General features: G+C 65.4%; 29 protein-coding genes, 4 tRNA genes and 1 pseudogene. 23 read left to right on the top strand and 11 right to left on the bottom strand.

The genetic code is table 11. The annotated features are described in order from the left end of the window. Positions 1 to 62: 62 nt before the first annotated feature. On the top strand, positions 63 to 434 hold the full coding sequence (locus tag AYK61_RS24525; RefSeq protein ID WP_121873435.1) for a DUF4440 domain-containing protein: 372 nt from the start codon (positions 63 to 65) through the stop codon (positions 432 to 434). A 167-nt stretch (positions 435 to 601) separates the two neighbouring features. Here AYK61_RS24525 and menE read toward each other — a convergent pair whose 3' ends face one another. Further along, complete coding sequence (gene menE / locus AYK61_RS24520; RefSeq protein ID WP_259468290.1) at positions 602 to 1,690, bottom strand: o-succinylbenzoate--CoA ligase; 1,089 nt, start codon at positions 1,688 to 1,690, stop codon at positions 602 to 604. A 120-nt stretch (positions 1,691 to 1,810) separates the two neighbouring features. Between menE and AYK61_RS24515 the strand changes: the two genes are divergently transcribed. Both AYK61_RS24515 and AYK61_RS24510 read left to right on the top strand, forming a co-directional pair. Beyond that, complete coding sequence (locus AYK61_RS24515; RefSeq protein ID WP_259468264.1) at positions 1,811 to 3,178, top strand: hypothetical protein; 1,368 nt, start codon at positions 1,811 to 1,813, stop codon at positions 3,176 to 3,178. 260 nt (positions 3,179 to 3,438) lie between these two features. Continuing rightward, a complete protein-coding gene (locus AYK61_RS24510; RefSeq protein WP_259468263.1) occupies positions 3,439 to 4,566 on the top strand; it encodes an EAL domain-containing protein in 1,128 nt (375 codons plus the stop codon). Here AYK61_RS24510 and AYK61_RS24505 read toward each other — a convergent pair. Genes AYK61_RS24505 through AYK61_RS24495 form a run of 3 tightly spaced genes read right to left on the bottom strand, consistent with a single transcriptional unit; the run spans position 4,563 to position 6,990 of the window. Then, positions 4,563 to 4,943 (bottom strand): VOC family protein, encoded by a 381-nt coding sequence (locus tag AYK61_RS24505; RefSeq protein ID WP_121873433.1) that lies wholly within the window; start codon positions 4,941 to 4,943, stop codon positions 4,563 to 4,565. The genes AYK61_RS24510 and AYK61_RS24505 overlap by 4 nt on opposite strands. Before the next feature lie 24 nt (positions 4,944 to 4,967). Then, positions 4,968 to 6,089: a GGDEF domain-containing protein gene (locus tag AYK61_RS24500; RefSeq protein ID WP_183130536.1), complete on the bottom strand. Its 1,122-nt coding sequence runs from the start codon at positions 6,087 to 6,089 to the stop codon at positions 4,968 to 4,970. 7 nt (positions 6,090 to 6,096) lie between these two features. Continuing rightward, positions 6,097 to 6,990, bottom strand: coding sequence for a 1,4-dihydroxy-2-naphthoyl-CoA synthase (locus tag AYK61_RS24495; RefSeq protein ID WP_121873431.1), 894 nt, complete (start codon positions 6,988 to 6,990; stop codon positions 6,097 to 6,099). Between the two features lie 67 nt (positions 6,991 to 7,057). Between AYK61_RS24495 and AYK61_RS24490 the strand changes: the two genes are divergently transcribed. The 3 genes from AYK61_RS24490 to AYK61_RS24480 are packed head-to-tail and all read left to right on the top strand — an operon-like array spanning position 7,058 to position 9,154. Beyond that, positions 7,058 to 7,690 (top strand): PaaI family thioesterase, encoded by a 633-nt coding sequence (locus AYK61_RS24490; RefSeq protein ID WP_121873430.1) that lies wholly within the window; start codon positions 7,058 to 7,060, stop codon positions 7,688 to 7,690. Next, positions 7,687 to 8,658 carry an o-succinylbenzoate synthase gene (locus AYK61_RS24485; RefSeq protein WP_121873429.1) on the top strand — a complete coding sequence of 324 codons (972 nt, stop codon included), beginning with the start codon at positions 7,687 to 7,689 and terminating at the stop codon, positions 8,656 to 8,658. Before AYK61_RS24490 ends, AYK61_RS24485 begins: the two co-directional genes overlap by 4 nt. 52 nt (positions 8,659 to 8,710) lie before the next feature. Then, positions 8,711 to 9,154 (top strand): DUF6918 family protein, encoded by a 444-nt coding sequence (locus AYK61_RS24480; RefSeq protein WP_037187084.1) that lies wholly within the window; start codon positions 8,711 to 8,713, stop codon positions 9,152 to 9,154. Positions 9,155 to 9,205: 51 nt separating this feature from the next. On the opposite strand, the gene AYK61_RS24475 is transcribed toward AYK61_RS24480, so the two are convergent. Genes AYK61_RS24475 through AYK61_RS24460 form a run of 4 tightly spaced genes read right to left on the bottom strand, consistent with a single transcriptional unit; the run spans position 9,206 to position 13,154 of the window. Next, positions 9,206 to 10,603 carry a DUF2252 domain-containing protein gene (locus tag AYK61_RS24475; RefSeq protein ID WP_121873428.1) on the bottom strand — a complete coding sequence of 466 codons (1,398 nt, stop codon included), beginning with the start codon at positions 10,601 to 10,603 and terminating at the stop codon, positions 9,206 to 9,208. A gap of 22 nt (positions 10,604 to 10,625) precedes the next feature. Further along, on the bottom strand, positions 10,626 to 11,459 hold the full coding sequence (locus AYK61_RS24470; RefSeq protein WP_121873427.1) for a siderophore-interacting protein: 834 nt from the start codon (positions 11,457 to 11,459) through the stop codon (positions 10,626 to 10,628). Between the two features lie 46 nt (positions 11,460 to 11,505). Next, a complete protein-coding gene (locus AYK61_RS24465) occupies positions 11,506 to 12,570 on the bottom strand; it encodes an AbrB family transcriptional regulator (protein WP_121873426.1) in 1,065 nt (354 codons plus the stop codon). Continuing rightward, a complete protein-coding gene (locus tag AYK61_RS24460; protein WP_121873425.1) occupies positions 12,567 to 13,154 on the bottom strand; it encodes a flavin reductase family protein in 588 nt (195 codons plus the stop codon). The genes AYK61_RS24465 and AYK61_RS24460 overlap by 4 nt, the downstream gene beginning before the upstream one ends. Before the next feature lie 62 nt (positions 13,155 to 13,216). Between AYK61_RS24460 and menD the strand changes: the two genes are divergently transcribed. Together menD and AYK61_RS24450 are read left to right on the top strand one after the other, a co-directional pair. Then, positions 13,217 to 14,827, top strand: coding sequence for a 2-succinyl-5-enolpyruvyl-6-hydroxy-3-cyclohexene-1-carboxylic-acid synthase (menD, locus tag AYK61_RS24455; protein ID WP_121873424.1), 1,611 nt, complete (start codon positions 13,217 to 13,219; stop codon positions 14,825 to 14,827). A 48-nt stretch (positions 14,828 to 14,875) separates the two neighbouring features. Then, positions 14,876 to 15,358, top strand: coding sequence for a DinB family protein (locus AYK61_RS24450; RefSeq protein WP_121873423.1), 483 nt, complete (start codon positions 14,876 to 14,878; stop codon positions 15,356 to 15,358). Between the two features lie 18 nt (positions 15,359 to 15,376). On the opposite strand, the gene AYK61_RS24445 is transcribed toward AYK61_RS24450, so the two are convergent. Then, a complete protein-coding gene (locus tag AYK61_RS24445) occupies positions 15,377 to 15,829 on the bottom strand; it encodes a DUF2505 domain-containing protein (protein WP_259468262.1) in 453 nt (150 codons plus the stop codon). A 105-nt stretch (positions 15,830 to 15,934) separates the two neighbouring features. Here AYK61_RS24445 and AYK61_RS24440 point away from each other — a divergent pair, with 105 nt between their 5' ends. The 4 genes from AYK61_RS24440 to AYK61_RS24425 all read left to right on the top strand — a co-directional run bounded on the left by AYK61_RS24440 (position 15,935) and on the right by AYK61_RS24425 (position 18,739). Next, entirely contained in the window at positions 15,935 to 16,375 is a 441-nt protein-coding gene (locus tag AYK61_RS24440; RefSeq protein WP_183130535.1) for a DUF3592 domain-containing protein, read from the top strand. Next, positions 16,368 to 16,826 carry a glutaredoxin domain-containing protein gene (locus AYK61_RS24435; protein WP_121873422.1) on the top strand — a complete coding sequence of 153 codons (459 nt, stop codon included), beginning with the start codon at positions 16,368 to 16,370 and terminating at the stop codon, positions 16,824 to 16,826. The genes AYK61_RS24440 and AYK61_RS24435 overlap by 8 nt, the downstream gene beginning before the upstream one ends. Positions 16,827 to 16,889: 63 nt before the next feature. Then, the gene (locus tag AYK61_RS24430) at positions 16,890 to 18,029 is read left to right on the top strand and encodes a glycosyltransferase family 1 protein (RefSeq protein ID WP_183130534.1); all 1,140 of its coding nucleotides are present in this window, start codon (positions 16,890 to 16,892) and stop codon (positions 18,027 to 18,029) included. Between the two features lie 14 nt (positions 18,030 to 18,043). Beyond that, on the top strand, positions 18,044 to 18,739 hold the full coding sequence (locus AYK61_RS24425; protein ID WP_082073920.1) for a demethylmenaquinone methyltransferase: 696 nt from the start codon (positions 18,044 to 18,046) through the stop codon (positions 18,737 to 18,739). Positions 18,740 to 18,745: 6 nt separating this feature from the next. Here the strand turns inward: AYK61_RS24425 and AYK61_RS24420 are convergent, their stop codons facing one another. Then, a complete protein-coding gene (locus tag AYK61_RS24420; protein WP_121873421.1) occupies positions 18,746 to 19,993 on the bottom strand; it encodes a geranylgeranyl reductase family protein in 1,248 nt (415 codons plus the stop codon). A gap of 70 nt (positions 19,994 to 20,063) precedes the next feature. On the opposite strand from AYK61_RS24420, the gene AYK61_RS27480 reads away from it, so the two are divergent. From AYK61_RS27480 to AYK61_RS24410, 3 genes and pseudogenes are all read left to right on the top strand, one after another. After that, entirely contained in the window at positions 20,064 to 20,237 is a 174-nt protein-coding gene (locus tag AYK61_RS27480; protein WP_183130533.1) for a hypothetical protein, read from the top strand. Between the two features lie 125 nt (positions 20,238 to 20,362). Continuing rightward, entirely contained in the window at positions 20,363 to 21,382 is a 1,020-nt protein-coding gene (locus AYK61_RS24415; RefSeq protein ID WP_008713814.1) for a polyprenyl synthetase family protein, read from the top strand. An 88-nt stretch (positions 21,383 to 21,470) separates the two neighbouring features. Continuing rightward, positions 21,471 to 22,165: pseudogene (locus AYK61_RS24410) on the top strand (M48 family metalloprotease). A gap of 37 nt (positions 22,166 to 22,202) precedes the next feature. On the opposite strand, the gene AYK61_RS24405 reads toward AYK61_RS24410, so the two are convergent. Next, complete coding sequence (locus AYK61_RS24405; protein ID WP_057475221.1) at positions 22,203 to 22,703, bottom strand: YajQ family cyclic di-GMP-binding protein; 501 nt, start codon at positions 22,701 to 22,703, stop codon at positions 22,203 to 22,205. 176 nt (positions 22,704 to 22,879) lie between these two features. On the opposite strand from AYK61_RS24405, the gene AYK61_RS24400 reads away from it, so the two are divergent. The 8 genes from AYK61_RS24400 to secE all read left to right on the top strand — a co-directional run bounded on the left by AYK61_RS24400 (position 22,880) and on the right by secE (position 25,400). Further along, positions 22,880 to 22,962: transfer RNA gene (locus AYK61_RS24400), tRNA-Tyr, on the top strand. Between the two features lie 150 nt (positions 22,963 to 23,112). Beyond that, positions 23,113 to 23,185 (top strand) — tRNA-Thr (locus tag AYK61_RS24395). A 62-nt stretch (positions 23,186 to 23,247) separates the two neighbouring features. Next, a tRNA-Met gene (locus tag AYK61_RS24390) sits at positions 23,248 to 23,320 on the top strand. An 81-nt stretch (positions 23,321 to 23,401) separates the two neighbouring features. After that, positions 23,402 to 23,569 (top strand): 50S ribosomal protein L33, encoded by a 168-nt coding sequence (gene rpmG / locus AYK61_RS24385; RefSeq protein WP_027498281.1) that lies wholly within the window; start codon positions 23,402 to 23,404, stop codon positions 23,567 to 23,569. A 137-nt stretch (positions 23,570 to 23,706) separates the two neighbouring features. After that, positions 23,707 to 24,219: a (3R)-hydroxyacyl-ACP dehydratase subunit HadA gene (gene hadA / locus AYK61_RS24380; RefSeq protein WP_057475222.1), complete on the top strand. Its 513-nt coding sequence runs from the start codon at positions 23,707 to 23,709 to the stop codon at positions 24,217 to 24,219. Further along, positions 24,206 to 24,631 (top strand): (3R)-hydroxyacyl-ACP dehydratase subunit HadB, encoded by a 426-nt coding sequence (gene hadB / locus AYK61_RS24375; protein WP_121873420.1) that lies wholly within the window; start codon positions 24,206 to 24,208, stop codon positions 24,629 to 24,631. Before hadA ends, hadB begins: the two co-directional genes overlap by 14 nt. Positions 24,632 to 24,820: 189 nt before the next feature. After that, positions 24,821 to 24,893: transfer RNA gene (locus tag AYK61_RS24370), tRNA-Trp, on the top strand. A 30-nt stretch (positions 24,894 to 24,923) separates the two neighbouring features. Next, positions 24,924 to 25,400, top strand: a complete 477-nt coding sequence (secE, locus tag AYK61_RS24365; RefSeq protein WP_121873419.1) for a preprotein translocase subunit SecE — start codon at positions 24,924 to 24,926, stop codon at positions 25,398 to 25,400. Positions 25,401 to 25,408 lie beyond the last annotated feature (8 nt).

Here is a 25,408-nt window from a genome sequence, read left to right as displayed (position 1 = left end):
GTCGACCAATCCGCGCGCACCTGACAAACGCGCGCGCATTCGTGCGTGAGACAGTGCACCCCATGCCGCTTACCTGTGCCGGTCGACCCAATGCTGACAACGACCTGTCGCTGGTTCTCGAGCTCGAACGAGAGCTGCAGACGACGAAATGTCGACGCGATCGCGAACGGCTGACCCGTCTGCTCGCCGACGATTTCACCGAGGTCGGAGCCTCGGGCACGATGTGGGACAAGTCGTCGATACTCGACATGCTCGGCACCGAGATCCCCGTGGAAATCGAGGTGATCGAACCGACCGGACGAGTGATCGGTCCAGATTATGTTCTGCTGCAGTGGGTTTCGCAGACGCCGGAGATGCGCGCTCGTAGAACCTCGCTGTGGCGGCGCTCGGACACCGGATGGGAACTGGTGCACCATCAAGGCACGCCGCTCTAATGACCGTTCCGGCGCACACGCGCGCGCCTTTGCTGAACGCGCGCAGTTTCGCCACCGGTTCGCTGACGATTCCGCGCGCACCTGACGAACGCGCGCGCGTTTGCGGTCAACTGAAGGCCGCGGCGGTCAACCGAAGGCCGCAGCGGTCAACGGGAGTCCGCAGTCACTCAGCGCTTCTCCAGCACAGTTTGCAGTTCCGCCCGATTCAGTTTTCCCGGACCTCGTGTGGGTAGGGAGTCGAGCAGAAACAATTCTCGTGGCGCGGCGGTGATGTCCAGCGAGGCGGCAACGTGGGAGCGCAGGTCCGCCAATGTCACCGGAGCAGAGGCGACGACTGCGACCACGATTTTCTGGCCCAGTCGCTCGTCGGGCAATCCCACGACTGCACATTCGAGTACCGCGGGATGCGTGATCAGTGCGGCTTCGACCACCTGCGGCACGACGGTCAGTCCACCGGTAGAGATTGCCTCGTCGAGTCGCCCGGAGATGCTGAGAACCCCGTCGACGATGGTTCCGGCGTCGTCGGTGCGGAACCATCCCGGTTCGGCGAAGGCCGGATGGTCGGGTAGTCCGCGATAGCCCGAGGCCACGGTTTTGCCGCCCAACACGACCCGGCCGTCGTGGATTCGAACCAGTGTGTCGCGTAAAGGAACTCCGTCGTACACGCAGCCGCCGGCGGTTTCGCTCATTCCGTAGGTTCGCACCAACCGGATTCCTGCGTCGTGTGCCTTCTCTCGCAGTGGTACCGGCGTCGCGGCCCCGCCGAGCAGCACTGCGTCCAGTGAGGCGAGTGCCGCGACCGCCTCGGGGATCTGGAATGCCTTCACCAGCTGCCCGGGGACCAGCGAGGTATAGCGCAGAGGTCCCGACATCGATCCCACCGCGTCGATCAAAGCGGAGGGATCGAAACCACCGGACACGTCCATGACGACGGGCGAGGTTCCGGCGAGCACACTGCGCAGCAGCACCTGCATTCCGGCGATGTGATGCGCGGGCAACGCCAACAGCCACGACCCTGGTCCGCCGAGTCGCTCCTCGGTGGCCGTCGCCGACGCCACCAGTGCAGACGCGGACAGCATGGCCCCTTTGGGGACACCCGTCGTCCCGGAGGTCGCGACGACCAGGGCGACGCCGTCGTCGATGGGGGTTCCCGGTGTCAGTGCGTCGTGCAGGCGCTCGGTCTCACGCGGGTCGTCGGCGGGCACGGGAAGCAGGGCCGGGCCGTCGCCGGCGAGCATGCGACTCAGCCGCGGCATGATCTCCGCCGCTGCAGGCCCCGACGGAATGGATACGCTCTCGAGCACGGACTCGAGGCTAGTCGCTCGGCTCGATCGCGGACGGGCGCACCCGCGGTTGTCACCCGACATCGAGTCGCTGTGGAACAGTGGAACACCGTGAAGGGATCGGGCATGGACGACGCGGTGTGGGCAGCTCTGTCGTACTTCGATTCCGTCGATCCCGCGCTCGCCGCCGACGCGCGCCTGGGGTGGGACGGTCTGGTCGACGTGTCTCCGCCCGCGGGCCCGACGCAACATTCCGTGCAGACCTACCTGTGGGTGTACCTGCGCCACGCGGCCGAGGGGCCCGATCGCGCCGTAGATATCGCCCGTGCGCTCGGCGACCTGCTCGACCGGCTCGGACGCGTCGGGTACGCGGAGATCGCCCGAAGCGCCGTCACCGAGGAGCTCGTGCGAACACCCGACGACGCCGAGTGGTTGCAGCACTATTGCGCCGCCACCGAACAATCGGGCATCGGCGCCGTCGATACCGAGCTCGTCACCTGGCAGGACGCCCCGACCGGCGTCGAGCGGGCCATCGTCGAAAAGATCGGCGAGACACTGGAAGTGGCGACCATCGCCGGCGAGTTCGAGCCGTCGAAGCCCGGTGGGCGACCGCTCGGTGCCAACGCGCAGGCCATGCGTCGACGCGGCGTCACCGATGCTGTGCTGACGTCCGATCGGGGTAAGGACGACTCCGAGGCAGTCCTGCTCGAACAGCTTCTCGACCACCGCATCGAGTTGTGGAGCAACTACAGCGCACCGCGGGCCGAGCTGTATCTGGGGCTGCGCGAGACGCTGCACGAGGCCGTCGAGCCGGTGTACGGCTGTGTGCGCAGGCTCGAGAGTTTCATCGGATGCATCGGGGACGGGGTCGCGTTGACCGACGCCGGGTACCTGCCGGACGAGTTGGTGGCGAGCATCGCGAACACCGTGTTTCCTGCGGCCGAACGGCCCTCGCATGTTGGCCGCGAACTCGACACGGAGAAAGTCCTGATCGTCCGACGCCTCCTGATGAGGGTGCGTCTGCTGCGTCGTTCCGCCGGGCGGTTGGTACCGACGGCCCGAACTCGACAGCTCAGCTCCGACGGGCTCTGGCGTGTGCTCACCGCAGGCATCGTCGGCACCGAATATCACCCGGACACGATTGCCGCAGAGGTCGTTCTGGCCCGCATGATCGTCGGTCACGATGTCGCCGACGTGGAATCGACAGCAGACGACCTGGCGCGTCTGCTGCGCGCCGAGGGGTGGACTCATTCCGGCGAGGAGCCCGCTGCCGAGCACGCCGAGCCGCTTGCTCGGACCTTGGTTGCCGAACTGAGCGCCCTCGGGGCGTTCGAGTTGCCGGACCCGGGCCAGGCGTCGAGGCTGCAGCCGGTCGGCTCGGTCGCGACCGACGAAGGCAAGCGACTCGCCGCGGCGGTGCTGCGGCATCGGCTGCTGCACACTCGCTATCCGTCGTTGTGACCGCTCTCGGATGGGCTATCGGTCGAAACTGCAGATGTGGCACGGTTAAGCTCACCTGGATCCGGTTCCAGAACGGGCCCGGCTGTTCGTTGCGAGGTGATGCCGGTGGACGGTGAGGTCGCGGACACCGCGCGCTCCCAGTCTCGCCGGCAGAGCGACTCCGCTCGTCGATACCTCGATGTCGAGGCGACGACGCCCGCTCTGCGATCGACGGTCGAATTCGCCGCACGCAGCGTCGGATTCGCCATTGCCAGCTCAACGTGCTCGACGAAGACACTCAGTACACGCTGGTCAACGTCGGCGGACCGCCGGTGTCCACGGTGGTACGGGCCGACACCCTCTGCGACGACGTGGTGCGCTCCGGCGAACCCGCAGTGGTGGCGCACGGACGCGTCCACGCCACCACCCGGCAGCGCGCCATCCTCGACGACAACGGCATCGCGTCCTACGCGTCGGTTCCGCTGCGCGGGCGCGAGGGCCTGGTGATCGGCACACTCTGCCTGCTCGATCGCACGCCGCGCTCGCTCTCGGGTGAGCAGATGCAGGAACTCGAACAGTTCGCGTCGGTACTGGAGGAGCAACTAGACCTGCACCGCCGCGTCGGATCGGGCGTCATCCGGCTCGGTAGCGACAACGACATCGCCGACTCCATCGCCGACGGCCACATCGTTCCCTGGTTCCAATCGATCGTGGATCTGCGGACGGAGGAGATCGTCGGCTTCGAGGCGTTGGCGCGTTGGCACCACCCCACCCGGGGGATGGTGGTGCCTGCGGATTTCGTACCGTTCGCCGAGGCCAGTGAACTGATCATCGACGTCGACCTCAGTGTGCTCGCGCAGGCCGCGGCCGAAATGAAGAAGTGGCACGTCCACCGTCCGGACCTGCGGCTGACCGTCAACATTTCCGGACGCCACCTCGCGCATCCCGACGGCGTCAGCCAGCTGCAGCGCGCCATCGCGTCGTCCGGGGTGTCGCCGTCGTCGATCTCGCTCGAACTCACCGAGACCACTGCCGTGACGCCGGGGCCGCTGCTGCGCAGGCACATCGACGACGTGCATCGGCTGGGCTTTCGGGTGCTGCTGGACGATTTCGGCTCCGGCTGGTCCTCACTCGAACGGCTGGTGACGCTGCAGCCCGACGGCATCAAGATCGACGGGCACCTGACGCGGTTCGTCGACACCGTGGCCGGACGGGCGATGATCAGGTCGTTGGCCGGAGTGGCGAAAGACCTCGATCTGACGATGATCGTCGAAGGCATCGAGAGCCGCGAACAGGCCGACGCTGCGCTCGAGCTCGGCTGCACCCTGGCTCAGGGGTATCTGTGGTCGCGGCCGCAGTCGGCAACGGCGGTACTGCGCGCGATCGCCGACGACGCGTCGACGGGCTAGCGGTTGTCCCGCCGCAGCGGATGATCCTGGGGGATCTGCACCAGCACGATGGGAATCGCGTCCGGATCCTCGATCCACATCTCGATCAGACCCCACGGCTCGGTTCGGGCCTCACGCACGATCTCGATGCCGGCGGCCGTCAATTCCGCTGTAGCAGAGTCGATATCGCGTACCTGTAACCACAGCGCGCCGGAGAACGACCCCGATTCGTCGCCGCGATGGTGCGCAGCGACCTCGATCAGGCCCTGACCCGCGAAGAACACCGTTCCGCCGGGGTATTCGCGACACACCGCCAGCGAGAGACCGTCACGGTAGAACTCGAGAGTCCTCTGGTAATCGACGGGCCGGAGAATTGTCCGAGAAGCGAGGATGTCCACCCCGCATGGATACCACGTGGTGGGTCAGAGCATGGTCGTCGCGATTCGGTTGCCGCCCGCGGCCTTCGCCTCGTACATCATCGAGTCCGCCACCCGCGTCGCCCGCGTCACGATGTCGACGTTCTGATCCCACACAGGTGAATCCGCGTGCAGAATCGCAGCCCCCACGCTGACCGTCACCGCGACGGGATCCTCGGGATCATGCAGTGCTCGGCGTACCCCATGAACCAGTGCATCGATGTGGAGTCGCGACGTCGAGACGACGGCGAGGTATTCCTCTCCGCCGGTGCGCGCGATCACGCCGTATTCGCCCAGGTGTGCGCGCAGACGCTCGGCGATGCGCACGATGACCGCGTCGCCCTCCTCGTGCCCGTACATGTCGTTGACGGATTTGAAGCGGTCGATGTCGATCATCACCGCCGCCGAGCACTGATCGGCCTCTCGGCCGCGTGGCCACACATCGTCGATGACCGCGTCGAGACCGCGACGATTGAGCAGACCGGTGAGCGGATCGAGCAACGAACGGCGGGCATCGTCGGTCAACGTGGTGATCAGCAGATGCGAGACGAGTGGAACTGCGGCGATCGTGAGCAGCACGACGTTCGTCCGGAAGATCAGTGATGCGATGCCCACCTCCTCGCTGGAGTACGTCGCTGCCGCGGCAACGAGGGTGCATGCCACGGCGAACACCAGGTGCGCCACCAGCCAGCGGGGACTGAGACAGAACGTGCAGAACGTCCCGATCACGGCGAACAGCGTGCACGTCAGCAGGGCGTCCGCGAGCGGGTTGATCAACAGCGTCGATGCCGTCCCCAGATCGGCGAAGACCGCAAAAGCCACCACTCCGAGTCGGCCGGGAAACGGTCTGGTGATCCACGCCGCGCTGACGGCCACGACCATCACCACCAGACATGCTTTCCAGGCGACGGCAATAGGGCTGCGTGAGGTGTCCTCGGAAAACAGGGACACCACTGCCAGCACGCCGTAGTTGAGCGTCAGGCATGCCATCACCCACCGGACGAGCTTTCCGGCGGGCCGGGAATTCTGGAAGTCCGCCATCCAGCGGTAGTCGTAAGGCTGGGTGAACCAGGCTCGGACAGCACCCGCAGAACTGCCGTGACTGCGGCCGTGCGGGGTGGAATTCACCAGTGCGTCAGAAATACCGAGGGAACGGCGACCAATCGGGCTCGCGCTTTTCCAGGAAGGAGTCGCGACCCTCCACCGCCTCGTCGGTCATGTACGCCATGCGGGTCGCTTCACCGGCGAACAGTTGCTGACCCACCAGGCCGTCGTCCTGCAGGTTGAAGGCGTACTTCAGCATTCGTTGTGCCTGAGGTGATTTCGCGTTGATTTTCGCAGCCCACTCGATTGCTGTGTTCTCGAGCTCGTCGTGATCGACCACCTTGTTCACCGCGCCCATGCGGTGCATCTCCTCGGCCGAGTACGTCTCGCCGAGAAAGAAGATCTCGCGGGCGAACTTCTGACCGACCATCTTCGCCAGATACGCACTGCCGTAACCACCGTCGAAGCTGCCGACGTCCGCGTCGGTCTGCTTGAACCGGGCATGCTCGCGGCTTGCCAGCGTCAGATCGCACACCACGTGCAGGCTGTGTCCGCCGCCTGCTGCCCAGCCGTTGACCAAGCAGATGACCACCTTGGGCATGAATCGAATGAGGCGCTGCACCTCGAGGATATGTAGGCGCCCGGCGCGGGCCTTGTCGACGGTGTCGGCCGTCTCTCCGTCTGCGTACTGATAGCCGCTGCGACCGCGAATGCGCTGATCGCCACCGGAGCAGAACGCCCAGCCGCCGTCCTTGCTGCTCGGTCCGTTTCCGGTGAGCAACACCGTTCCCACGTCGGAGCTCACCCGTGCATGTTCGAGGGCGCGGTAGAGCTCGTCGACGGTGTGTGGCCGGAATGCATTACGTATTTCGGGACGGTCGAACGCAATCCGGACGGTCGCGTCGGACACGTGGCGGTGATACGTGATGTCGGTCAGATCTTCGAAGCCGGGAACGGGACGCCACAGTGCGGGAGTGAAGGTCACGGGCGCCAGCTTAACGGTGGCCGGGGTTGGCTCCGTGCCGAACGGTCGGTGCAGCTAGCGTGCAGTCATGACCGACCCGATCGAGCTCGACCGCGATTACGACCACCATGGAGGCTTCCCGCGTTTCGTGCCCGCGAAGGTGGGGCCGGAGTACGGGCAGCTGCTCGAGGCCCTGCGCACGGTGCAGGATCTCGCGGTGTCCACCTCGTTGCCGGCCGAAGTGACCGAGGCAGCTGCGGACAAGGCTCGGGAACTGATCGAGCTGTTGACCCCGCACGTGGTGGCCGAGGGCCGCCAGACCGCCGGGCGAGTTCCACGTCTGCCGGGTCGCGGTTCGCTGCTGTTGATGCCGTGGATCATCGAGAAGATCGACGCAGACGGTGTCCGAAGTCGGGGGATGTTCCGTCGTTTCCATCTCGGTGGAAACTCCGCCGCGCACGGCGGCACACTGCCGCTGCTGTTCGACGACCTCTTCGGTCTCGTCCAGCACGCCTACGGCAGGCCCATCAGCCGGACGGCGTACCTGCACATCAACTACCGCAAGGTGACGCCGCTGAACACCGAGCTGATCGTCGAGGGCGCGGTGGATCGGGTCGAGGGACGAAAGACGTTCATCAACGCTCGGCTCACGGATCTGGACGGCAACCTGTTGGCCGACTGCGAGGCGTTGATGGTGCAGTTGCTCCCGGGGCAGCAATGATCCCCGCGATCGACGACGTTCTGGACGGCGCGCATGTGCTCTCGATGCCGATGCGGACCAAGTTCCGCGGCATCACCACCCGCGAGGTGATGCTCGTTCACGGACCGGCCGGGTGGGGTGAGTTCTCACCGTTTCCCGAGTACGACGACGTCGAGTCGGCTCCGTGGTTGGCGTCGGCGATCGAGGCCGCGTGGGACGGCCCGCCGAGCCCGTTGCGCCGACGCATCCCGGTGAACGCGACCGTTCCTGCCGTCGCGGCCTCCGACGTGGCAGCGGTGTTGAGCCGGTCTCCCGGTGCCGAGACGGCCAAGGTGAAGGTGGCCGAGAAGGGGCAGACCCTCGCCGACGACGTCGCTCGAGTGCGTGCCGTGCGCGAGCTGGTTCCGCGGGTACGGGTCGACGCCAACGGGGGTTGGAGCGTCGACGAAGCCGTGGCGGCTCTGACAGCCCTGACCGCCGACGGTCCACTCGAGTACGCCGAGCAGCCGTGCGCGTCCGTGCCGGAGCTGGTCGAAGTTCGGCGCCGGGTGCCCGGGGTGCGGATCGCTGCCGACGAGAGCATTCGCCGGGCCGAGGATCCGATGAAGGTCGTCCGTGCAGGCGGAGCCGACATCGCGGTGCTCAAGGTGGCTCCGCTCGGCGGGATGCGGGCTCTGCTCGAGCTGGCCGGGGAGCTGGGGGAGTACGGCGTGCCGGTGGTGGTGTCGAGTGCTCTGGACTCGGCTGTGGGTATCTCGTCCGGGCTGGCCGCAGCCGCTGCGCTGCCGCACCTCGAATTCGCCTGCGGTCTGGGAACGGGCGCACTGTTCGTTCGAGACGTCGCATCTGCGCCGGAGGTGATCGACGGAACGTATCCGGTCGGCAGCCTCGAACCCGACGCCGAGGCACTGATCGAGCTCGATGCCGACGCCGATCGCACGCAGTGGTGGATCGATCGAGTTCGGCGCTGCCACGCCCTTCTGCGGTAGTCTTGCGCCCGGTCCGCGTGGGGCCGCTGACACATCTGGGAGGAAGTTCGAAGTGGTTGCTGCACTCAAGGATTCGCTGCTCGACGAGTCGAAGGCCGACGCTCTGCGCGTCGATGTCCTGGCACTGATCGACGCGGAGGTCGCGGACAAGAAGGGCGCGAGTGGACTCGCGGTCAAGGGGGGATACGGCGCGGTGAAGAAGGTCGGGCCGTCGTACATCGACAATGCGGTCTCGGCTCTGTGGCCCGATTTCGTCGACAAGCTGGACCCGTTCTGGCAGTCGTACAACGCTGCCCCGCAGGGCACGTTCGGTCAGTACCTCGCCGCCAACGGCGACGCCGCATCCGACGCGCTGCTCTCGGTCACCGATGCGCGCATCGAGGAGACCGACAAGTCCGTCGTCAAGAAGTTCTACGGCAGCCTGCGTGGCTCGGCGAAGAAGAACGTCACCGAGGCACTGCCGCGCGTGGGTGACCTGGTCGCCAAGCACGCCTGAGCGGCTTCGCCGCATGTGAGCGGAAACTCGTAGTGGACTACGAAGTTCCGCTCACATGCGCGTAGCGCTCAATCGCTCCCAGTCGGCTTCCGTCTGATCCGCGTACAGCTGCGCGAATCGGCCCAAAGCGACGTCGAGCTGATCGGAATCGCCCGTGTATCCCGAGATCATCGACGCGCCACTGGTACGCGCATGTCCCTTGGCCAGCAGTCGGCCCACCACCCGTGCGTAGTCGACCAGCGCGGGTGCATCGATCGACGACAGGTCGATCGTTCCCTTCATGTTGCGGAACTGCCGCACGTAGTACTGCCGTCCGGCGATGGTCGTCCAGCCCAGCAGCGGATCGCTGACGGTCTGCAGATCCTGCTGATACTCCACGACGCGTTGCCCCTGATGATCGTGCCAGGCCGATTCGCCGTGCACGTACGGCGCAAGCACCGAGCGTCTGGCCTGCTTGAGCTGCAGAAACACGACGTCGTCCTCGCTGGTGCCCTCGAGCAGAGCCACGTACGCCCGCAGGCCGACGCTGCCGACGCCGACCACGCGGTGCGCCACGTCGATCAACGTGTATCCACCGAGCACTCGACGCCAGTGTGGGGTGAGGGTGAGCAGATACTCGTCCAGTCCGACGGCGAGAAGTTCCTCGTCCTTCGCCGAGATGCGCGTGGTGATCGGCGGCTCCTCGACGATTCTGCGCTTGCCCTCGTGCTTCTCGGTGAAACGCGGCAGAACGCGGTCACTGGTGCGTCGACGCGCCTTCTTGGTGGCGCGCTTGATCTCCTTGCGCAACGACCCCTCGGTGGCGTCGCGCTGCAGCTTCTCGGCCGTCAGACGCTGGAACGAACGCGACATCAGCGGCTCGTCGGCAAGTCTGGCCACCTCGATTCGGTACGCGGACACACAGGCGGTGACGGCGTCGCGGCACTGATCCTCGGTGCGGCCGTTCTGCCGACCGGCCACCCAGATGCTCGCGGCGAGGCGTCGTAGATCCCATTCCCAGGCACCCGGGTGGGCCTCGTCGAAGTCGTTGAGGTCGATGACGAGGTCGCGTTCGGGTGAGGCGTAGAAGCCGAAATTGCCGAGGTGGGCGTCGCCACTGATGACCGGGTTGATGCCGGTCGACGGCAGCATCGCCACGTCCCGAGCCATGACGATGGCCGTGCCCCGCAGAAATCCGTACGGGGACTCGACCATCCGCTCGAGGCGCGTCGGTATCAGCCATTCGATGCGGCCCTGGTGCGAGTATTCGATCTGCTTGACCGGGTCGGGTCGATCCGCCGGTGGGGTCCAGTCACCCAGGGAGGCGATCGGTACCTTCTCGCGTAGGCGTCGACCCAGTTCGTAGCGTTCGGCGCGGGGGAGAGGACGGGCGCGCAGCGAGGCGAACGACGCGCTGTCGACATCTGCCGAGTCGGTGACGACCGTGTGACCTTTTCCCAAGCCGGACATGTGAGATGACACTAATCCAGTGCTATCCGGCGGCTTTACCGAACTTCCAGTATCCGGTGAAGCAGATGCTGGATTTCGGCACTGCGCGGTCGTTCACCAGGTATCTGCGCAAGCCCGTCGCCAAACCCTGCTCGCCTGCCACGTAGACGAACGGGGTGCCGCCCGGAAGCTCGGCTTTCTGCACGGCGGCCAACGCCGCATCACCGGGCTTGGCGCGCGAGTTGGGGCGCACGATCCAATTCAGCTCGACGCCCGGCGGCACGTGGTGATCCTGGACGTCGGCCTCGGTGGGGACTTCGATGAACACCACGGCCCGCAGGTCCTCGGGCGAGGATCGCAGTATTCCGAGAATCGCCGGAGCTGCACTCTCGTCGCCGACGAGCAGTTGCCATGGGGTCTCGATGTCCGGGTTGTAGATGCGTCCCTCGTCGAGAATCGCGACGCGGTCCCCGGGAACGGCGTGCGCAGCCCACGACGACGCTGGACCTGCTTCACCGCCGTGTTCGCCGCCGTGTACGACGAAGTCCACGTCCATCTCCGCACCCTCGCTGAACGTGCCCTGGCCTGCGGGCCGGAAGTCGCGGACGGTGTAGTTGCGGACCACCGGCTTGGTGTCCTTGGAGAAGGTCAGATACTGGGCGTACCAGAGTTTGGAGGTCGAGCTGGGAATGCGGGGTTCGCGCTGGCCGGGTTGCGGCAGGAACAGTCGGAACCACTGGTCGTATCCCATGTACCGGTAGTTCGAGAGCGACTCGCCCCCGAGGGTGATTCTGACGAACCCGGAACTGATCCGATCGGCTGCGAGAACGTGCAGACGGTAGAACGCCGGGTGCTCGGGTTTGAGGTACTTGGCCATGCCGGTGAGATTAGTGGACCCTAACTACGAATGGGGTCGCGTCGATTCACTCGGGTCGATCTCGTCGATAGTGTTGGACTACCTTCGCTCCCATCGGTACCGCGAACAGCATCATGAACACCCGGATGATCTGCGCGGCCACGACGAACGTGACGTTCGCTCCGGTCGATGCCGCTATGGCCAACACCGCGTACACCCCGCCCGGGGTGGTCGCCAGGTAGCCCTCGTATCCGCTGGTGCCCGTTGCCGAGGCCAACCACAATCCGAGCATCGCGCAGCCGACCGTGACGGCGATGATCAACATCAGCGCTGCGGGCAGCACCCGCGAGATCGACTTCAGGCTCGCGACGGTGAACCGCAGACCTGCCTGCCATCCGATCACGATGTACGCCGCCCACAGCAGCAACGTGGGAACCGATGCGTCGAACGACACCCCGGCAACGTCGGCGCACGTGGAAGCGATCAGCGGCCCCAGCAACGCCGGCGCGGGAAATCGAAGCGCCAGTGCGAGCAGGACTCCCACCCCGCCGCAGACCAGCACGAAGGCCAGGTCCACGTACAGCGGAGCTCCGGAATCTGCGAGCATCGTCGACTGACCGGGCTGCGCACTGAACACCAGCGTCGCCGCCAGCGGCAGGGTGGTGGTGACGAGAACGACCCGCAGGTACTGCACCACCGCCACGACGCGTTCGTCGCCGCCGAGTTCCTGGGCAATGGCCACCAGGCCCGACGCGCCGCCTGCCACCAGTGCCAGCGCGCCGGTCAGTGAATCGATGTCCTTCCGCAGTCCCAGCAATGCACCCGCGGCGATGGACAACAGAAGTGTTCCGACGCATGCCAGCAGCACCGGCAACCAGGCGTCGCCGAGCGAGCTGAGTGTGTCCTGCTGCACCAGCGTCCCGATCTCGACGCCCAACACCGCCTGCGCCACCATGCCGAGCCGTCGTGGCAGCGGAGCGCGCTCGGTGCCCGTGGTCGGTGCCCAGCCTGCGAGAGCGAAGACCACCGCCACCAGCAGCGCGACGAACAGTGCTGCCGACGGAATCCCCAGAGCATCCGCGCCGACGGTCAGGCCGACGGTGACGAGAACCAGCAGCGACCAGCGAATCAAGAAGGCCGCTCGATCTCACGAACCTCGGGCGGCAACCCCCACTCGGAACGGCCGAGGCGGCTCAGCGGGGCGATGGCGTCGAACTCGGGGAGGCCGTCCTCGGCGAGGAATTCGGGACGCACCGACAGGGCGACGACGTTGCCCATGACGACGAAGCAGTTGCCCACCTCCACGACGCGATGCAGCTTCGCCTCGATGGCGATCGGAGCGGCCGCGACGCGCGGTGGCGTCACGACGGTGCTGGGCTCGCTCTCGATCCCGACGGCCTCGAATTCGCTGACGCCGTGATCGAAGCTCGCCGAGCTGCTGTTGACCTGATCCACCAACGGTGCCGTCGCCAGATTCACGACGAACTCGCCGGTGGCCTCGATATTGCGAAGACTGTCCTTGCGGGTCACCGACGTGAACTGCACGACGGGCGGCACAGTCGACGAGACAGTGAAGAAGCTGTATGGCGCGAGGTTCGCCACACCGTCGGCCGAGACGGTGGAGACCCAGGCGATGGGTCGAGGTACCACCGAAGCGGTCAGGAGCTGGTAGAAGCGACCGGGAGCGACCTCGTCGGGCCGAAAGACTGTACGCACACCTTCATACTGTCAAAGCCCGGTTGCGGCGTCCGACCGACGCGTCTGACACTCTGGAAACTGTGAATCCGTCCACCGCACAGGCCACCGCAGTCGTCGACGAACTGGCGCGCAGCGGGATCCGAGACGTCGTGTTGTGCCCCGGCTCGCGGAACGCCCCGTTGGCGTTCGCGTTGCAGGAGGCGGACGTCGCCGGCCGCCTGCGGTTGCACATGCGGATCGACGAGCGAACCGCCGGCTTTCTGGCCATCGGCCTGAGCCTGGGCAGCGGTCAGCCCGTTCCCGTGGTGATGACGTCGGGAACCGCGGTCGCCAATCTGGGGCCTGCGGTTCTCGAAGCGAACTACGCCCGCATTCCGCTGATCGTCATCAGCGCCAACCGCCCGTACGAGATGCTCGGCACCGGCGCGAACCAGACCATCGAGCAGCTCGGCCTGTTCGGATCTCAGGTTCGCGCGACGATCAGCCTTGGGCTCGCCGAGGAAGGGCCCAAGCAGAACAGTCAGTGGCGCAGTGCGGTCTCGCGGGTCATCGCCGCAGCGCGCGGTGCACGCTCCGGCAACGCCGGGCCGGTGCACTTCGACATCCCGCTGCGCGAGCCTCTGGTGCCTGCGATCGGAGACCCCGGCGCGCGTCCGGAGGGTCGGCCCGACGGCTTGCCGTGGACCTCCACCACCCAGGCGACACTCGACGTGCCCGTCGAACTGGATCTGACGGTCGACACCGTGGTCGTCTCCGGTCACGGCGGTGCCGTGCGTCCTGAGCTGGCCGGGCTGCCGACCGTCGCCGAGCCGACCGCACCCCTGCACGGAATCCCGTTGCATCCCTTGGCTCTTGCGCAGTTGAAGCCGCGCCAGGCCGTCATCACCGGGCGGCCGACGCTGCATCGCCAGGTCTCGGCTCTGCTGGCCGACCCTGCAGTCGACGTCATCGCGCTCACCACCGGACCGCGCTGGCCAGACGTCTCCGGCAACGTCCTGGCCACCGGCACGCGCGCAGTGACCACCGGAGCTCCCGACCCGGCCTGGATCGCGCGCTGCGCCGCTCTGTCCGAGAAGGCCGACCTGGCTGTGCACGAACAGCTTCGAGAGCATCCCAAGCCGACGGGGCTGCACGTGGCCGACGTGGTGATGTCCGCGTTGCAGCCCGGAGATCAGCTGGTGCTCGGAGCCTCCAACCCCGTGCGCGACGCGGCCCTGGTGGCGATTCCGAACCCGGACGTGAAGGTTCTCTCCAACCGCGGCGTGGCCGGTATCGACGGCACCGTCTCGACGGCCATCGGTGCCGCGATGGCCGGAAAGCGGCGCACCGTGGCACTTCTCGGGGATCTGACCTTTCTGCACGACGCGGCGGGCCTACTCATCGGCACCGGTGAACCGCGTCCCGACGACCTGACGATCGTGGTCGCCAACGACGACGGCGGCGGCATCTTCGAGCTCCTCGAACAGGGTGACCCGCAGTACGCGGGTGTATTCGAGAGAGTGTTCGGCACACCCCACGGCATGGACCTCGGTGCGTTGTGCGGTGCCTACCGCGTGGAGCACCGACTGGTCGACTTGGCCGATCTGGCAACCGAACTCACCGGCCATGCCACGGGAATCAGGGTGCTGGAAGTGACCACCGAGCGGTCGGGGTTGCGGGATCTGCACGCGGCGATCCGCGCCCATCTCTAGAAGGCGTGTGTACGTGTCCGACCGAATCTTCGCTGGGAAGGGAAGCTTGTGACGGGTGCATTCAAGGTGCTGGTGGACGATGATCGTACTCAGCTCGAGGCGTTCATCGAGGACTACCGGATCGCGATCGAGGCAACCCTCGATGGTCTCAACGAGGAGCAGGCACGAGAACGGTTGGTCCCTTCGGCCACAACGCTTCTCGGATTGCTGAAGCATGTGACATGGATGCAGCGAGTGTGGTTCGAGGAATGCGTAGGGGGCGGGTCCAGGGTCGCGCTGGGTCTGGTTCGCAGTCCTGAAGAGTCCTTCGTTGTCGACGACGGTGACACCATCGCAGGTGTCATCGCGGCGCACAGACAGGCGTGCGCAACTGCTCGAGCGGTGGTAGCCGACGTGCCACTCGATGCCGTCGTGACAGGTCATCGAAGCGGGCCTCGAACGGTCCACTGGGTATATCTTCAGGTGCTGAGGGAATTGGCCCACCACTGCGGCCATGCCGACATCCTTCGTGAACAGATTCTCTCATCCTGAGGCCACGAGGGGCAGTCGCTAGCTCTGTTGCGCCGCAACCCATTCCAGGGTCTGGCCGGTTTCCTGATCGATCATGTCCTTGATCATCTTGTTGATCAGGTCCTCGATCTTGCCGCCCACGATGGGGATTTTCACGGTCGAGTCACCCTTGACGATCAGTTTCGCGCCGGTGCCGTTGGGGCGCAACGACAGGGTGCCTTTCACCTTCGCGGGCAATCCGGTGGTGCCGCCGGTCAGTGTCCCCTCGGCCCGGTCGCCTTCGAGTGGTCCCCAGTGATCGGTGCGCGAGACGATCAGCTTTCCCTTGATCACCTTCGTGACGAAGCCGGGGAGTTCGGAGGTGCCGACCTCTTCGGAGATGTCCACGGTCAGGCCGCCGTCGTCGTGCTTGGTCAGCTCGTACCCGTCCGTCTTCTTCGCCTTGGCGAAGCGCGCCTCCCACTGGTCCTCGCTGGTGAGTGCTGCATGCACGTCAGCGGGGGATTGGACGATTCGACGGTGAACTCGAAGCTGCGCGACATGAGTGCAGACGCTACCCGAGCGGACTCGCATCGGCTGCGAAGTAACCTGATCGCTGTGACCGATACCGACAGAGCCAGCCGAACGCTGTACAGGACCCGGCTGGTCGTGTTCGTGGTCGCCATTGCGATTTCGGTCCTTGCCGTGCTTCTGGTGGTCGGAGCCTGGCGCAACGACGTCACCATCGATTCCGACAAGGGCACCGCCACGGCCGAGGTGCTGTCCGCGGGCAAGTTGCGCTCGGCCGTCAGCTTCATCACCCCCGACGGCGTGACACACAACCCGGCGCTCGGCGTGCTGTATCCCACCAACCTCATCGCCGGTCAACGCATCGAGGTCGAGTACTACAAGGCCGACCCGGACGTCGAGCTGGTTCGCGTCGCGGGCCGTGACGCCACCGTCGCTATCGTTCCGGCCGGATCCGTCATCGTCGTCACCTGGCTGATCGCCGGCCCGGTGCTGTTCTGGTTACGTCGCAAGGAGACGAACAATGCGTGATGCCAAGCTGTGGGGCCTCATTTCTCTCGGCGCAGTGGCCGGGTTCGCGTTGGTGAACTTCGGCAACATCGCGTCCTCGATCGTGGTGATGGTGCTCGCCGTCGTGTTCGTTCTGGTTCTGACGACGCCGGTGCTCTACCCGCGTTCTTTGTCCGACGACGCCTCGCGCATTCAGGCGACGGAGAGATCGGTGCCGCTGATCTATTGGCGTCCGGGATGCATCTTCTGCCTGCGGTTGCGGGTTGCGCTGTTGCTGCGCGGAAAGAAAGCCGTGTGGATGAATATCCGCAAGGATCCGGCAGGAGTGGGGCCTGCGGAACGACCATTCAACGCTGCGGCCGCGCGGGTTCGGTCGGTCAACGACGGAAACGAGACCGTTCCGACGGTCTTCGTGGGCTCCGAACACCGCACCAACCCGAATCCGTCGTGGGTGCTCGCGCAATTCGTGTGACGTTGGCCCACACGTAACGTTGTCCATACCTGGCCGACTGCGGGGCCGCCCACACTGAGGATCGTGCGAGTAGCCATCGTTGCGGAATCGTTCTTGCCCAACATGAACGGCGTCACCCACTCGGTGATCCGTGTCCTCGAACACCTCGACAAGACGGGGCACGACGCGATCGTCATCGCCCCGGACAATCCGTCCGGCCCCAGAGCCGCGACGTGGCACGACGACGTTCCGGTGCACCGGGTGCCGTCGCTCATGGTCCCCAAGGTCAGTTCGCTGCCCGTCGGTGTTCCGGGCCTCGGCATGGTCTCGGCGATGCGTGCCTTCGCCCCCGACGTTGTGCATCTGGCGTCACCGTTCCTGCTCGGAGCGGGTGGCCTCGCCGCCGCCAACCGACTGGACGTGCCCGCGGTCGCCGTCTATCAGACCGATGTCGCGGGTTTCGCCGCCAGCTACGGCCTGGGCCTCACCTCGAAAGCCGCGTGGCGCTGGACCAGGAGACTGCACCGCGGCGCGGCCCGCACCCTGGCACCGTCCACCTCGGCCGTCGATGCGTTGGAGCTGCACGGCATCCCGCGCGTGCACCGGTGGGCGCGAGGAGTCGACGCCGTCCGCTTCGCACCCTCGGCCAAGTCACAGACGCTCAGAAGTCAGTGGCGAGCCGGCGACAAGCTGATCGTCGGCTTCGTCGGCAGGCTCGCCCCGGAGAAGCACGTCGAGCGGCTCGCCGTCCTGGCCACCGACCCGTCGATCCAGCTGGTGATCGTCGGCGGCGGACCCGACACCGCGGCGTTGCAGACCCTGATGCCGGGCGCGATCTTCACCGGACAACTCGGCGGTGACGAACTCGCTCGGGCCTACGCCAGTTTCGACATCTTCGTCCACCCCGGCGAACACGAAACTTTCTGCCAGGCAGTACAAGAAGCCCTCGCCAGTGGCGTTCCCGTCATCGGACCCGACGCAGGCGGCCCGCGCGATCTGGTCTCGCACTGCCGCAACGGATACCTGCTGCCGGTCGACAAGTTCACCGAGCTGCTGCCCAGTGCCGTCGGAGCCCTCGCCGAACCCACCACCCGGGCACGCTTCGGCAATGCAGCCCGCAAATCGGTGCTGCACCGAACCTGGCCTGCCATCTGCGACGAGCTGATCTCGCACTACTACGACGTGCAAGGCATCACAGCTCCGCGGGTGCAAAAGATTGCTTGAGTAGTCTGGACTGCGTGGCCCAGACATCACGCGCAACCCTGGCAAAAGAGCCCCACGAGGTGGCGTCGATGTTCGACGGCGTCGCCCGTCGATACGACATCACCAACACGGTTCTGTCGTTCGGGCAGGACCGCAGTTGGCGCAAGCTCACTCGACGAGCGTTGGATCTGAAACCCGGCGAGCGGGTTCTCGACCTCGCCGCGGGCACCGGCGTCTCCACCGTCGAACTCGGTCGCAGCGGAGCCTGGTGTGTGGCCACCGATTTCTCCAAGGGCATGTTGCAGGCCGGCTTGCAGCGAGGTGTGCCGATGGTCGCAGGCGACGCGATGGCACTGCCGTACGCCGACGCCAGCTTCGATGCAGCCACCATCTCGTTCGGCCTCCGCAACGTCTCCGACTTCGACGCCGGACTGCGCGAGATCGCCCGCGTCACCAAGCCCGGCGGCAGGCTCGTCGTCTCGGAATTCTCCACGCCGGTGTTCGGTCCGTTCCGCACCGTGTACATGGAGTACCTGATGAAGGCGTTGCCGAAAGTCGCTCGCGCGGTGAGCAGTAACCCCGACGCGTACGTCTATCTCGCCGAGTCCATCCGCGCCTGGCCGACACAGGAACAGTTGGCACAGCGAATCGCCGACGCCGGCTGGACCGACGTGCAGTGGCGCAACCTCACCGGCGGAATCGTCGCGCTGCACAAGGCAACTCGACCCTGACCTGACTCACGAAAACGGCGGCCGGGAATCGATTTTCAGCGATCCGCTTCCCGACGCCCGCCAGGTGCGGGCGACGAGGTCGCTGTCGGCGTCGGTGATGAGGTTGCCCATGCAGCGGACGGCGACTTTCATCAGTGCGCGTGAGCGCATGCCCACCGGTCCTGCTGCGGGCAGGAATCTGGGCACGGTCAACAGTCCGGCGAGGCGTCGAGCGATGGAGAAGGACTGCCCGTAGTGCTCGCGCAGCAGGCTCGGCCAGGCGTCGGTGAGGTCGGGGTGATCGAGCAGGTCGACGACCATGCGACCGCCTTCGAGTCCGTAGTCGATGCCCTCGCCGTTGAGTGGGTTCACGCAGGCTGCGGCGTCGCCGATGATGGCCCAGTTGGTGCCCGCGATTCCCGAGACCGCGCCGCCCATCGGCAGCAGCGCCGACGCCACCGAGCGCAACTCCCCGCTGAGGTCCCATTCGCCACGGCGCTGGTGGGTGTAGAGGTCGAGTAGGGGGCGCAACGCTCCGGGTGCCGGCCTCTTGGCGGTGGCCAAGGTGCCGACGCCGATGTTGATGGTTCCGTCGCCCAACGGGAAGACCCAGCCGTAACCGGGCTGCAGAGTGCCTGCGGCGTCGCGTAATTCGAGGTGCGAGCTGATCCACTCGTCGTTGCTGCGGCCCGAGTCGATGTAGGCGCGAGCAGCGACGCCGAATGCGGTGTCGCGATGCCATTGCCGCCCGAGTTGCTTGCCCAGAGTCGAGCGGACACCGTCGGCGACGATCAGTGTGCGGCAGGAGATCTCGTGTGCACCGTCAGCGGTCTGAAGGGTTACCGAGCGGACCGAAGTGCCGTCGCGGGTGACGGCGACGGCCTTGGCTCCCTCGGCCATCACGGCTCCGGATTCGACTGCGGCGACGCGAATCCTGTCGTCCAGTTCGGTTCTGGGAACCGCACTTCCGATGGTCGGCAGTGATCTGCTCGGCCACTCGAGTTCCAGTTCCTGCCCGAATCCGCTCAGTCGTAGTCCTCGGTTGCGCGCTTTGCTGCGCACCCACTCGCCCAGACCGAGCTGATCGAGCTCGGCGACGGCACGTGGCGTCAACCCGTCACCGCACGTCTTGTCGCGGGGGAACACTGCCGCGTCGGCCAGGACTACGTCGCGGCCGGATCGCGCGGCCCATGCCGCAGCGGACGATCCTGCGGGGCCCGCGCCCACGACCAGAACGTCGGTCGTGGTGGGTGGGGCGGGGTGGGGAGTGCTCACGTGTTCCAGTATCCCGACTTCTACGAACGGGTGCGTCGAGGGTCTCCGTTCGCCGCCGTACGAACGCGTGGTGGTGGCCGTGCGTGACGTCGGCTGTCAGCGAGAACTCGCGGTCACCAGCAGAATTCCGCACGTGATCCTGGTCGACGCCCTGATGACTGCACCGACCGACTCGTTGGGTGACAGGGCGTCGGCAGCGATGGCCGTGACGCTCGAAGTCATCTCCGGCAACCTCGGTGAGTGAAGCGTCACCTGTGGTCGGTGACACCGTCCCACCGGTGTGCACGCTAGGTTCACTACGGTAGAAGGCGAGCAGCGGCGCTTCGCCGCTGCCGCCGGCATGTCGACGACAGGACAGGGACCAACATCGTGAGTACAGACGACGCTGCCGTAGCAACGGTCGTTGCCGGAGTCGACCTGGGTGACCCGGAGCTCGCGCGATCCGTCGCCGACGGCCTCGCACGCGTCGAAGAACTGATGATCAGCGAACTCTCCGACGGTGAGGAGTTCCTCACCGAGGCCGCGCTGCACCTGGCCAAGGCCGGCGGAAAGCGATTCCGGCCCCTGTTCACCGTGCTCACCGGCCAACTGGGACCGTCGCCGACCGATCCGGCGATCGTCACTGCGGCCACGGTCGTCGAACTGGTTCACCTGGCGACGCTCTATCACGACGACGTCATGGACGAGGCGTCGATGCGTCGAGGTGCCGAGAGTGCGAACTCACGCTGGGGCAACAGTGTGGCGATCCTCGCGGGCGACTACCTGTTCGCGCATGCGTCTCGTCTGGTGTCCACGCTCGGACCCGACGCCGTCCGCATCATCGCCGAGACCTTCGCAGAACTCGTCACCGGCCAGATGCGCGAAACCATCGGTGCCAAGAGCACCGACGATCCCGTCGCGCACTACTTGAAGGTCGTGTGGGAGAAGACAGGCTCGCTCATCGCCTCGTGCGGACGCTTCGGCGGAACGTTCTCCGGCGGCGATGCCGAGCATGTGGGACGCCTCGAGCGCCTCGGTGACGCCGTCGGTACCGCCTTCCAGATCTCCGACGACATCATCGACATCTCTTCGGCCACCGAGCAGTCCGGCAAGACTCCCGGCACCGACCTGCGGGAGGGCGTACACACTCTGCCGGTGCTCTTCGCGCTGCGCGAAGAAGGTGCCGACGGCGATCGACTGCGCGAGATCCTCGCCGGTCCGGTCACCGAGGACGCTCTGGTCACCGAGGCTCTGGAGCTGCTTCAGCGTTCACCCGGCATGGTCTCGGCCAAGAAGACACTCGGCGAATACGCCGCCCGGGCACACGCAGAACTTGCACTGCTGCCACAGGGCCCGGCCAACGATGCACTCGGCCGGTTGGTGAATTACACCGTCGAGCGCGTCGGGTAGTCGGCTCGGACCTCGGCCGGGAACTGCCGGTCGGGGTGCTTTCGTTGAATCGGGTAGTAACACCCGGTACGAGGAGGCACCTTCAGACATGAACGGTTACGCGAACGGCGCGAAGACTTTCGGCCTGCTGGTCGGGATGTCGGCGCTCATCGTCTTCATCGGCTCGCTGTTCGGTAACGCGACCATTCTCATCGGCTCCATCGTGTTGGCAGTCGGCGTCAACGGTTACGCGTACTTCAACAGCGCGAAGATGGCCTTGCGGAGGGCATCCTGCGCATCCTCGACGAGCGCGAACTACGCGCGGTGCTCGGTCACGAACTCTCGCACGTCTACAACCGAGACATTCTGATCTCGTCGGTGGCGGGAGCGATGGCTGCTGTCATCTCCGGCTTGGCCAACCTGGCCTTTTTCGCCAACATCTTCGGCGGACGCGGCAACGGAGGCCCGAACCCGATCGCGCTGCTCCTGGTGTCGATGCTGGGGCCCATTGCGGCCACCCTGGTTCGGCTGGCCGTCTCCCGTTCGCGGGAGTACCAGGCAGATCAGTCGGGAGCCGAGCTGACCGGAGATCCGCTGGCCCTCGCGTCGGCGCTCCGCAAGCTCGAGCAGGGGGTGCAGTTGGCACCGTTGCCGCCCGAGCCGCGGTTGGCGGCGGAGTCACATCTGATGATCGCCAATCCGTTCCGCATCGGCGACAAGGCAGGGCAGTTGTTCGCCACCCACCCCCCGATGGCCGACCGCATCGAGCGCCTCGAACGGATGGCCGGCCACCGGCCGTACTGACGCCGAGCCTGCGGAACGACCCAGGAGAGAAGCCGCTCTATCGGTAGTTGACGAACTGCAGTGCGATGCCGAAATCCTCGCTCTTGAGCAGTTGCTGGATGGCTTGCAAGTCGTCGCGCTTCTTGCTGCTCACGCGCAGCTCGTCGCCCTGGATCTGCGCTTTGACGCCCTTGGGGCCGTCGTCGCGGATCTTCTTGGAGATCTTCTTGGCGTTCTCGGTGCTGATGCCCTGGACGAGCTTGCCGGTGACCTTGTAGACCTTGCCCGACGCGGCAGGGTCGTTGGTCTCGAACGCCTTGAGCGAGACGTCGCGTCGAATCAGCTTTTCTTTGAACACGTCCAGGGCCGCTTTGACCTTCTCCTCGGATTCGGACGTGATGACGATGGTCTCCGCCTCGCCGCTACCGGACCATTCGATGCTGGTGTCGGATCCGCGGAAGTCGAAGCGGGTCGCCAGCTCCTTCGCGGCCTGTCCCAGAGCGTTGTCCACTTCCTGGCGGTCGACTTTGCTCACTACGTCGAAGGACGAATCAGCCACTTCTCACACTCTCCAGTCGAATCGAAATATTTGATGTGGCGATGGTGTCGGACCACATCCTGCAGGGACTTTATCGGCCCGCTACCGACCGTATCCACCCGGTTTGCGTTCCGGGGGGACGTTCGTTGTATTCTTCTCACCGCGCCGAAGAGCAGTACGAGCTTCGATCGCAGCACGGCAGATTGCCCGAGCGGCCAATGGGAGCGGACTGTAAATCCGTCGGCTTATGCCTACGTAGGTTCGAATCCTACATCTGCCACACCTGGAACCCCGGCGAGTGTTTCTCTCGCTGGGGTTTCCATGTGAAGAGGACATGCATGGGTCGCTGACCACGTAATTTGGTACTGGGCGCTCGGAATGTGTAACCTCTTGGAGGCTTCAGCGCACGGCATGCACGTGAACTGATCCCGCCCCCTTAGCTCAGTCGGTAGAGCGTTTCCATGGTAAGGAAAAGGTCAACGGTTCGATTCCGTTAGGGGGCTCGCTGGATTGGATTGCTCGACGTCGAGTTCCTCACGTGGGATGGTAGACGATGAGCACCTGAGGCGGTGTAGCTCAGTTGGTAGAGCAAACGACTCATAATCGTTGCGTCGCCGGTTCAAGTCCGGTCACCGCTACACAGTAGGCAAGCACGACCAGTAGCACCCATGAACAGTCCTGATTGACCCAGATCAGATTTACCCGAAAGTAGGCGTCCAGTGGCCTCCTCCACCGATGTGCGGCCCAAGATCACCTTGGCCTGCGAGGTTTGCAAGCACCGCAACTACATCACCAAGAAGAACCGTCGGAACGACCCCGACCGCATCGAGCTGAAGAAGTTCTGCTCCAACTGCGGAACGCACCGGGCTCACCGCGAATCTCGCTAGACTGCACGGCTCGCTGGTTCGCAGTTCCGATCTCTAGTCGGCGCCCGGCGTTAGGTCGAATTTTCTCCCCCTAACGGCTCTTGCGTCCAGGGTAGAAAAGGTTTTCCGTGTCACAAGCTCCACACGATGTCCCGACCATGGATGCATCCGCACACGCGGCGTCCATGGTCGGTTCTCATTTCCGCGTCGACGACTTCTACGAGGTCGGCCGCGAGAAGGTTCGTGAATACGCGCGTGCCGTCCAGGATTTTCATCCCGCGCATCACGACGAGGACGCAGCGAAGGGCCTCGGTTACGACGGTCTCCTCGCGCCCTTGACTTTTATTTCCCTGCTCGGGATCAGTGCGCAGACCCGGATGCTGCAAGAGGTCATCACCGGTTACGACCCGAGCCAGATTCTGCAGACCGACCAACGACTGGAATTCCATCGCCCGATTCAGGTCGGCGATCGAATCTTCTGCGACGTGTACCTCGAGTCGTTCCGGCAGATGAGCGGCAGCGACATCATGACCACGAAGAACATCATCACCGACCAGAACGGCGATCTCGTACAGACCACGTGGACGACCATCGTGGCGCGTACCGGCGGGGAGATCGACGAGAACATCGCGCATGCGGTCAAGGAAGTGATCAGGCATGGCGCTTCGTAGTTTCGACGACGTGTCCGTCGGCGAGGAGCTGCCCGAGCGAGTCGTGTCCTTGACCCGCGGCGACCTGGTGAACTACGCAGGTGTGTCCGGCGATCCCAACCCGATCCACTGGAGTGACGAGGTTGTCGCGCTGGCCGGATTGGACAACGTGATCGCGCACGGCATGCTGACGATGGGCCTCGGTGCCGGCTTCGTCACGTCATGGCTCGGCGATCCGGGTGCGGTCACCGAGTACAACGTGCGCTTCACCAGCTCGGTGTTCGTCCCGGTGGATTCGGCGGCGCAGGTCGAGTTCACCGGCAAGATCAAGACGATGGACGCCGAGGAGCGAACTGCCGTGATTGCCATCGTGGCGAAGTTCGAGGGCAAGAAGATTTTCGGGCGAGCTACCGCAACGGTACGTTTGGCCTGAGCATGTCGATCCGGCAGAAGTAGTTCGTGGCCGGGACGACGGGATTTATCTGTTCCGAAGAGTGTGCAGTACACTGAGATTTCTGGGGTAATCCGGCGCTCTGCGCTGCCCGCGTCCTCCTTCCGAGGTGACGTGGGCTCGAGAGTGTGAGTCGGATCGACACCAGAGCGGCCGAGAAGTTTCGGCCGAAGGGGCGTAGCTCAATTGGTAGAGCAACGGTCTCCAAAACCGTAGGTTGCAGGTTCAAGTCCTGTCGCCCCTGCCCAAGGTGTCAGCAACTGAGAGGAACGACGTGAGCGAGGAGCGCGGTAAGCGCGACGGTCGATCGGAGGAGTTCGAGAACTCTTCGGCTTCAGACGACGTCGCACCTGGCTCCGAGGGCCGTCCTTCCGATGCTGACACCACTGCCGGTGAATCCGCTGCATACGCCGTGGTGCCCACCGGCAAGCGATCGACCAGCAGGTCCCGCGGTAGCGCTTCGGGCGTGTCGATGTCCAAGGCTCCGGCCGCATCCACCGCGCCGGCGAAGGCCAAGACCGGTAGGACTCGTTCGGGCAAGGTCAAAGCCGACAAGCGGCCGAACGTGTTCCTGCGTCTGCTGCAGTTCTTCCGTGAGGTCGTCGCCGAGCTTCGCAAGGTCATCTGGCCGAACAAGAAGCAGATGGTCACCTACACCAGCGTCGTGCTCGTCTTCCTGACGTTCATGGTCGCGTACATCAGTGGCCTCGACGTGCTCTTCATCCAGGGCGTCGGCTGGCTGTTCGGCTGACCGATCGC

The sequence above is a fragment of the Rhodococcus sp. SBT000017 genome (assembly GCF_003688915.1).
GTDB lineage: Bacteria > Actinomycetota > Actinomycetes > Mycobacteriales > Mycobacteriaceae > Rhodococcoides.
The sequence above is the reverse complement of the archived record's forward strand: the minus strand, read 5'-3'. Positions and strand labels throughout refer to the sequence as shown.

Coding starts and splice junctions, on each gene's coding strand:
- hadB (WP_121873420.1), top strand. CDS start 24,206: ATGGCGCTTCGTAGTTTCGACGACGTGTCCGTCGGCGAGGAGCTGCCC.
- AYK61_RS24475 (WP_121873428.1), bottom strand. CDS start 10,603: ATGTCCGGCTTGGGAAAAGGTCACACGGTCGTCACCGACTCGGCAGAT.
- AYK61_RS24490 (WP_121873430.1), top strand. CDS start 7,058: ATGACCGACCCGATCGAGCTCGACCGCGATTACGACCACCATGGAGGC.
- AYK61_RS24485 (WP_121873429.1), top strand. CDS start 7,687: ATGATCCCCGCGATCGACGACGTTCTGGACGGCGCGCATGTGCTCTCG.
- menE (WP_259468290.1), bottom strand. CDS start 1,690: ATGCCGCGGCTGAGTCGCATGCTCGCCGGCGACGGCCCGGCCCTGCTT.
- AYK61_RS24525 (WP_121873435.1), top strand. CDS start 63: ATGCCGCTTACCTGTGCCGGTCGACCCAATGCTGACAACGACCTGTCG.
- AYK61_RS24470 (WP_121873427.1), bottom strand. CDS start 11,459: ATGGCCAAGTACCTCAAACCCGAGCACCCGGCGTTCTACCGTCTGCAC.
- hadA (WP_057475222.1), top strand. CDS start 23,707: ATGGATGCATCCGCACACGCGGCGTCCATGGTCGGTTCTCATTTCCGC.
- AYK61_RS24435 (WP_121873422.1), top strand. CDS start 16,368: ATGCGTGATGCCAAGCTGTGGGGCCTCATTTCTCTCGGCGCAGTGGCC.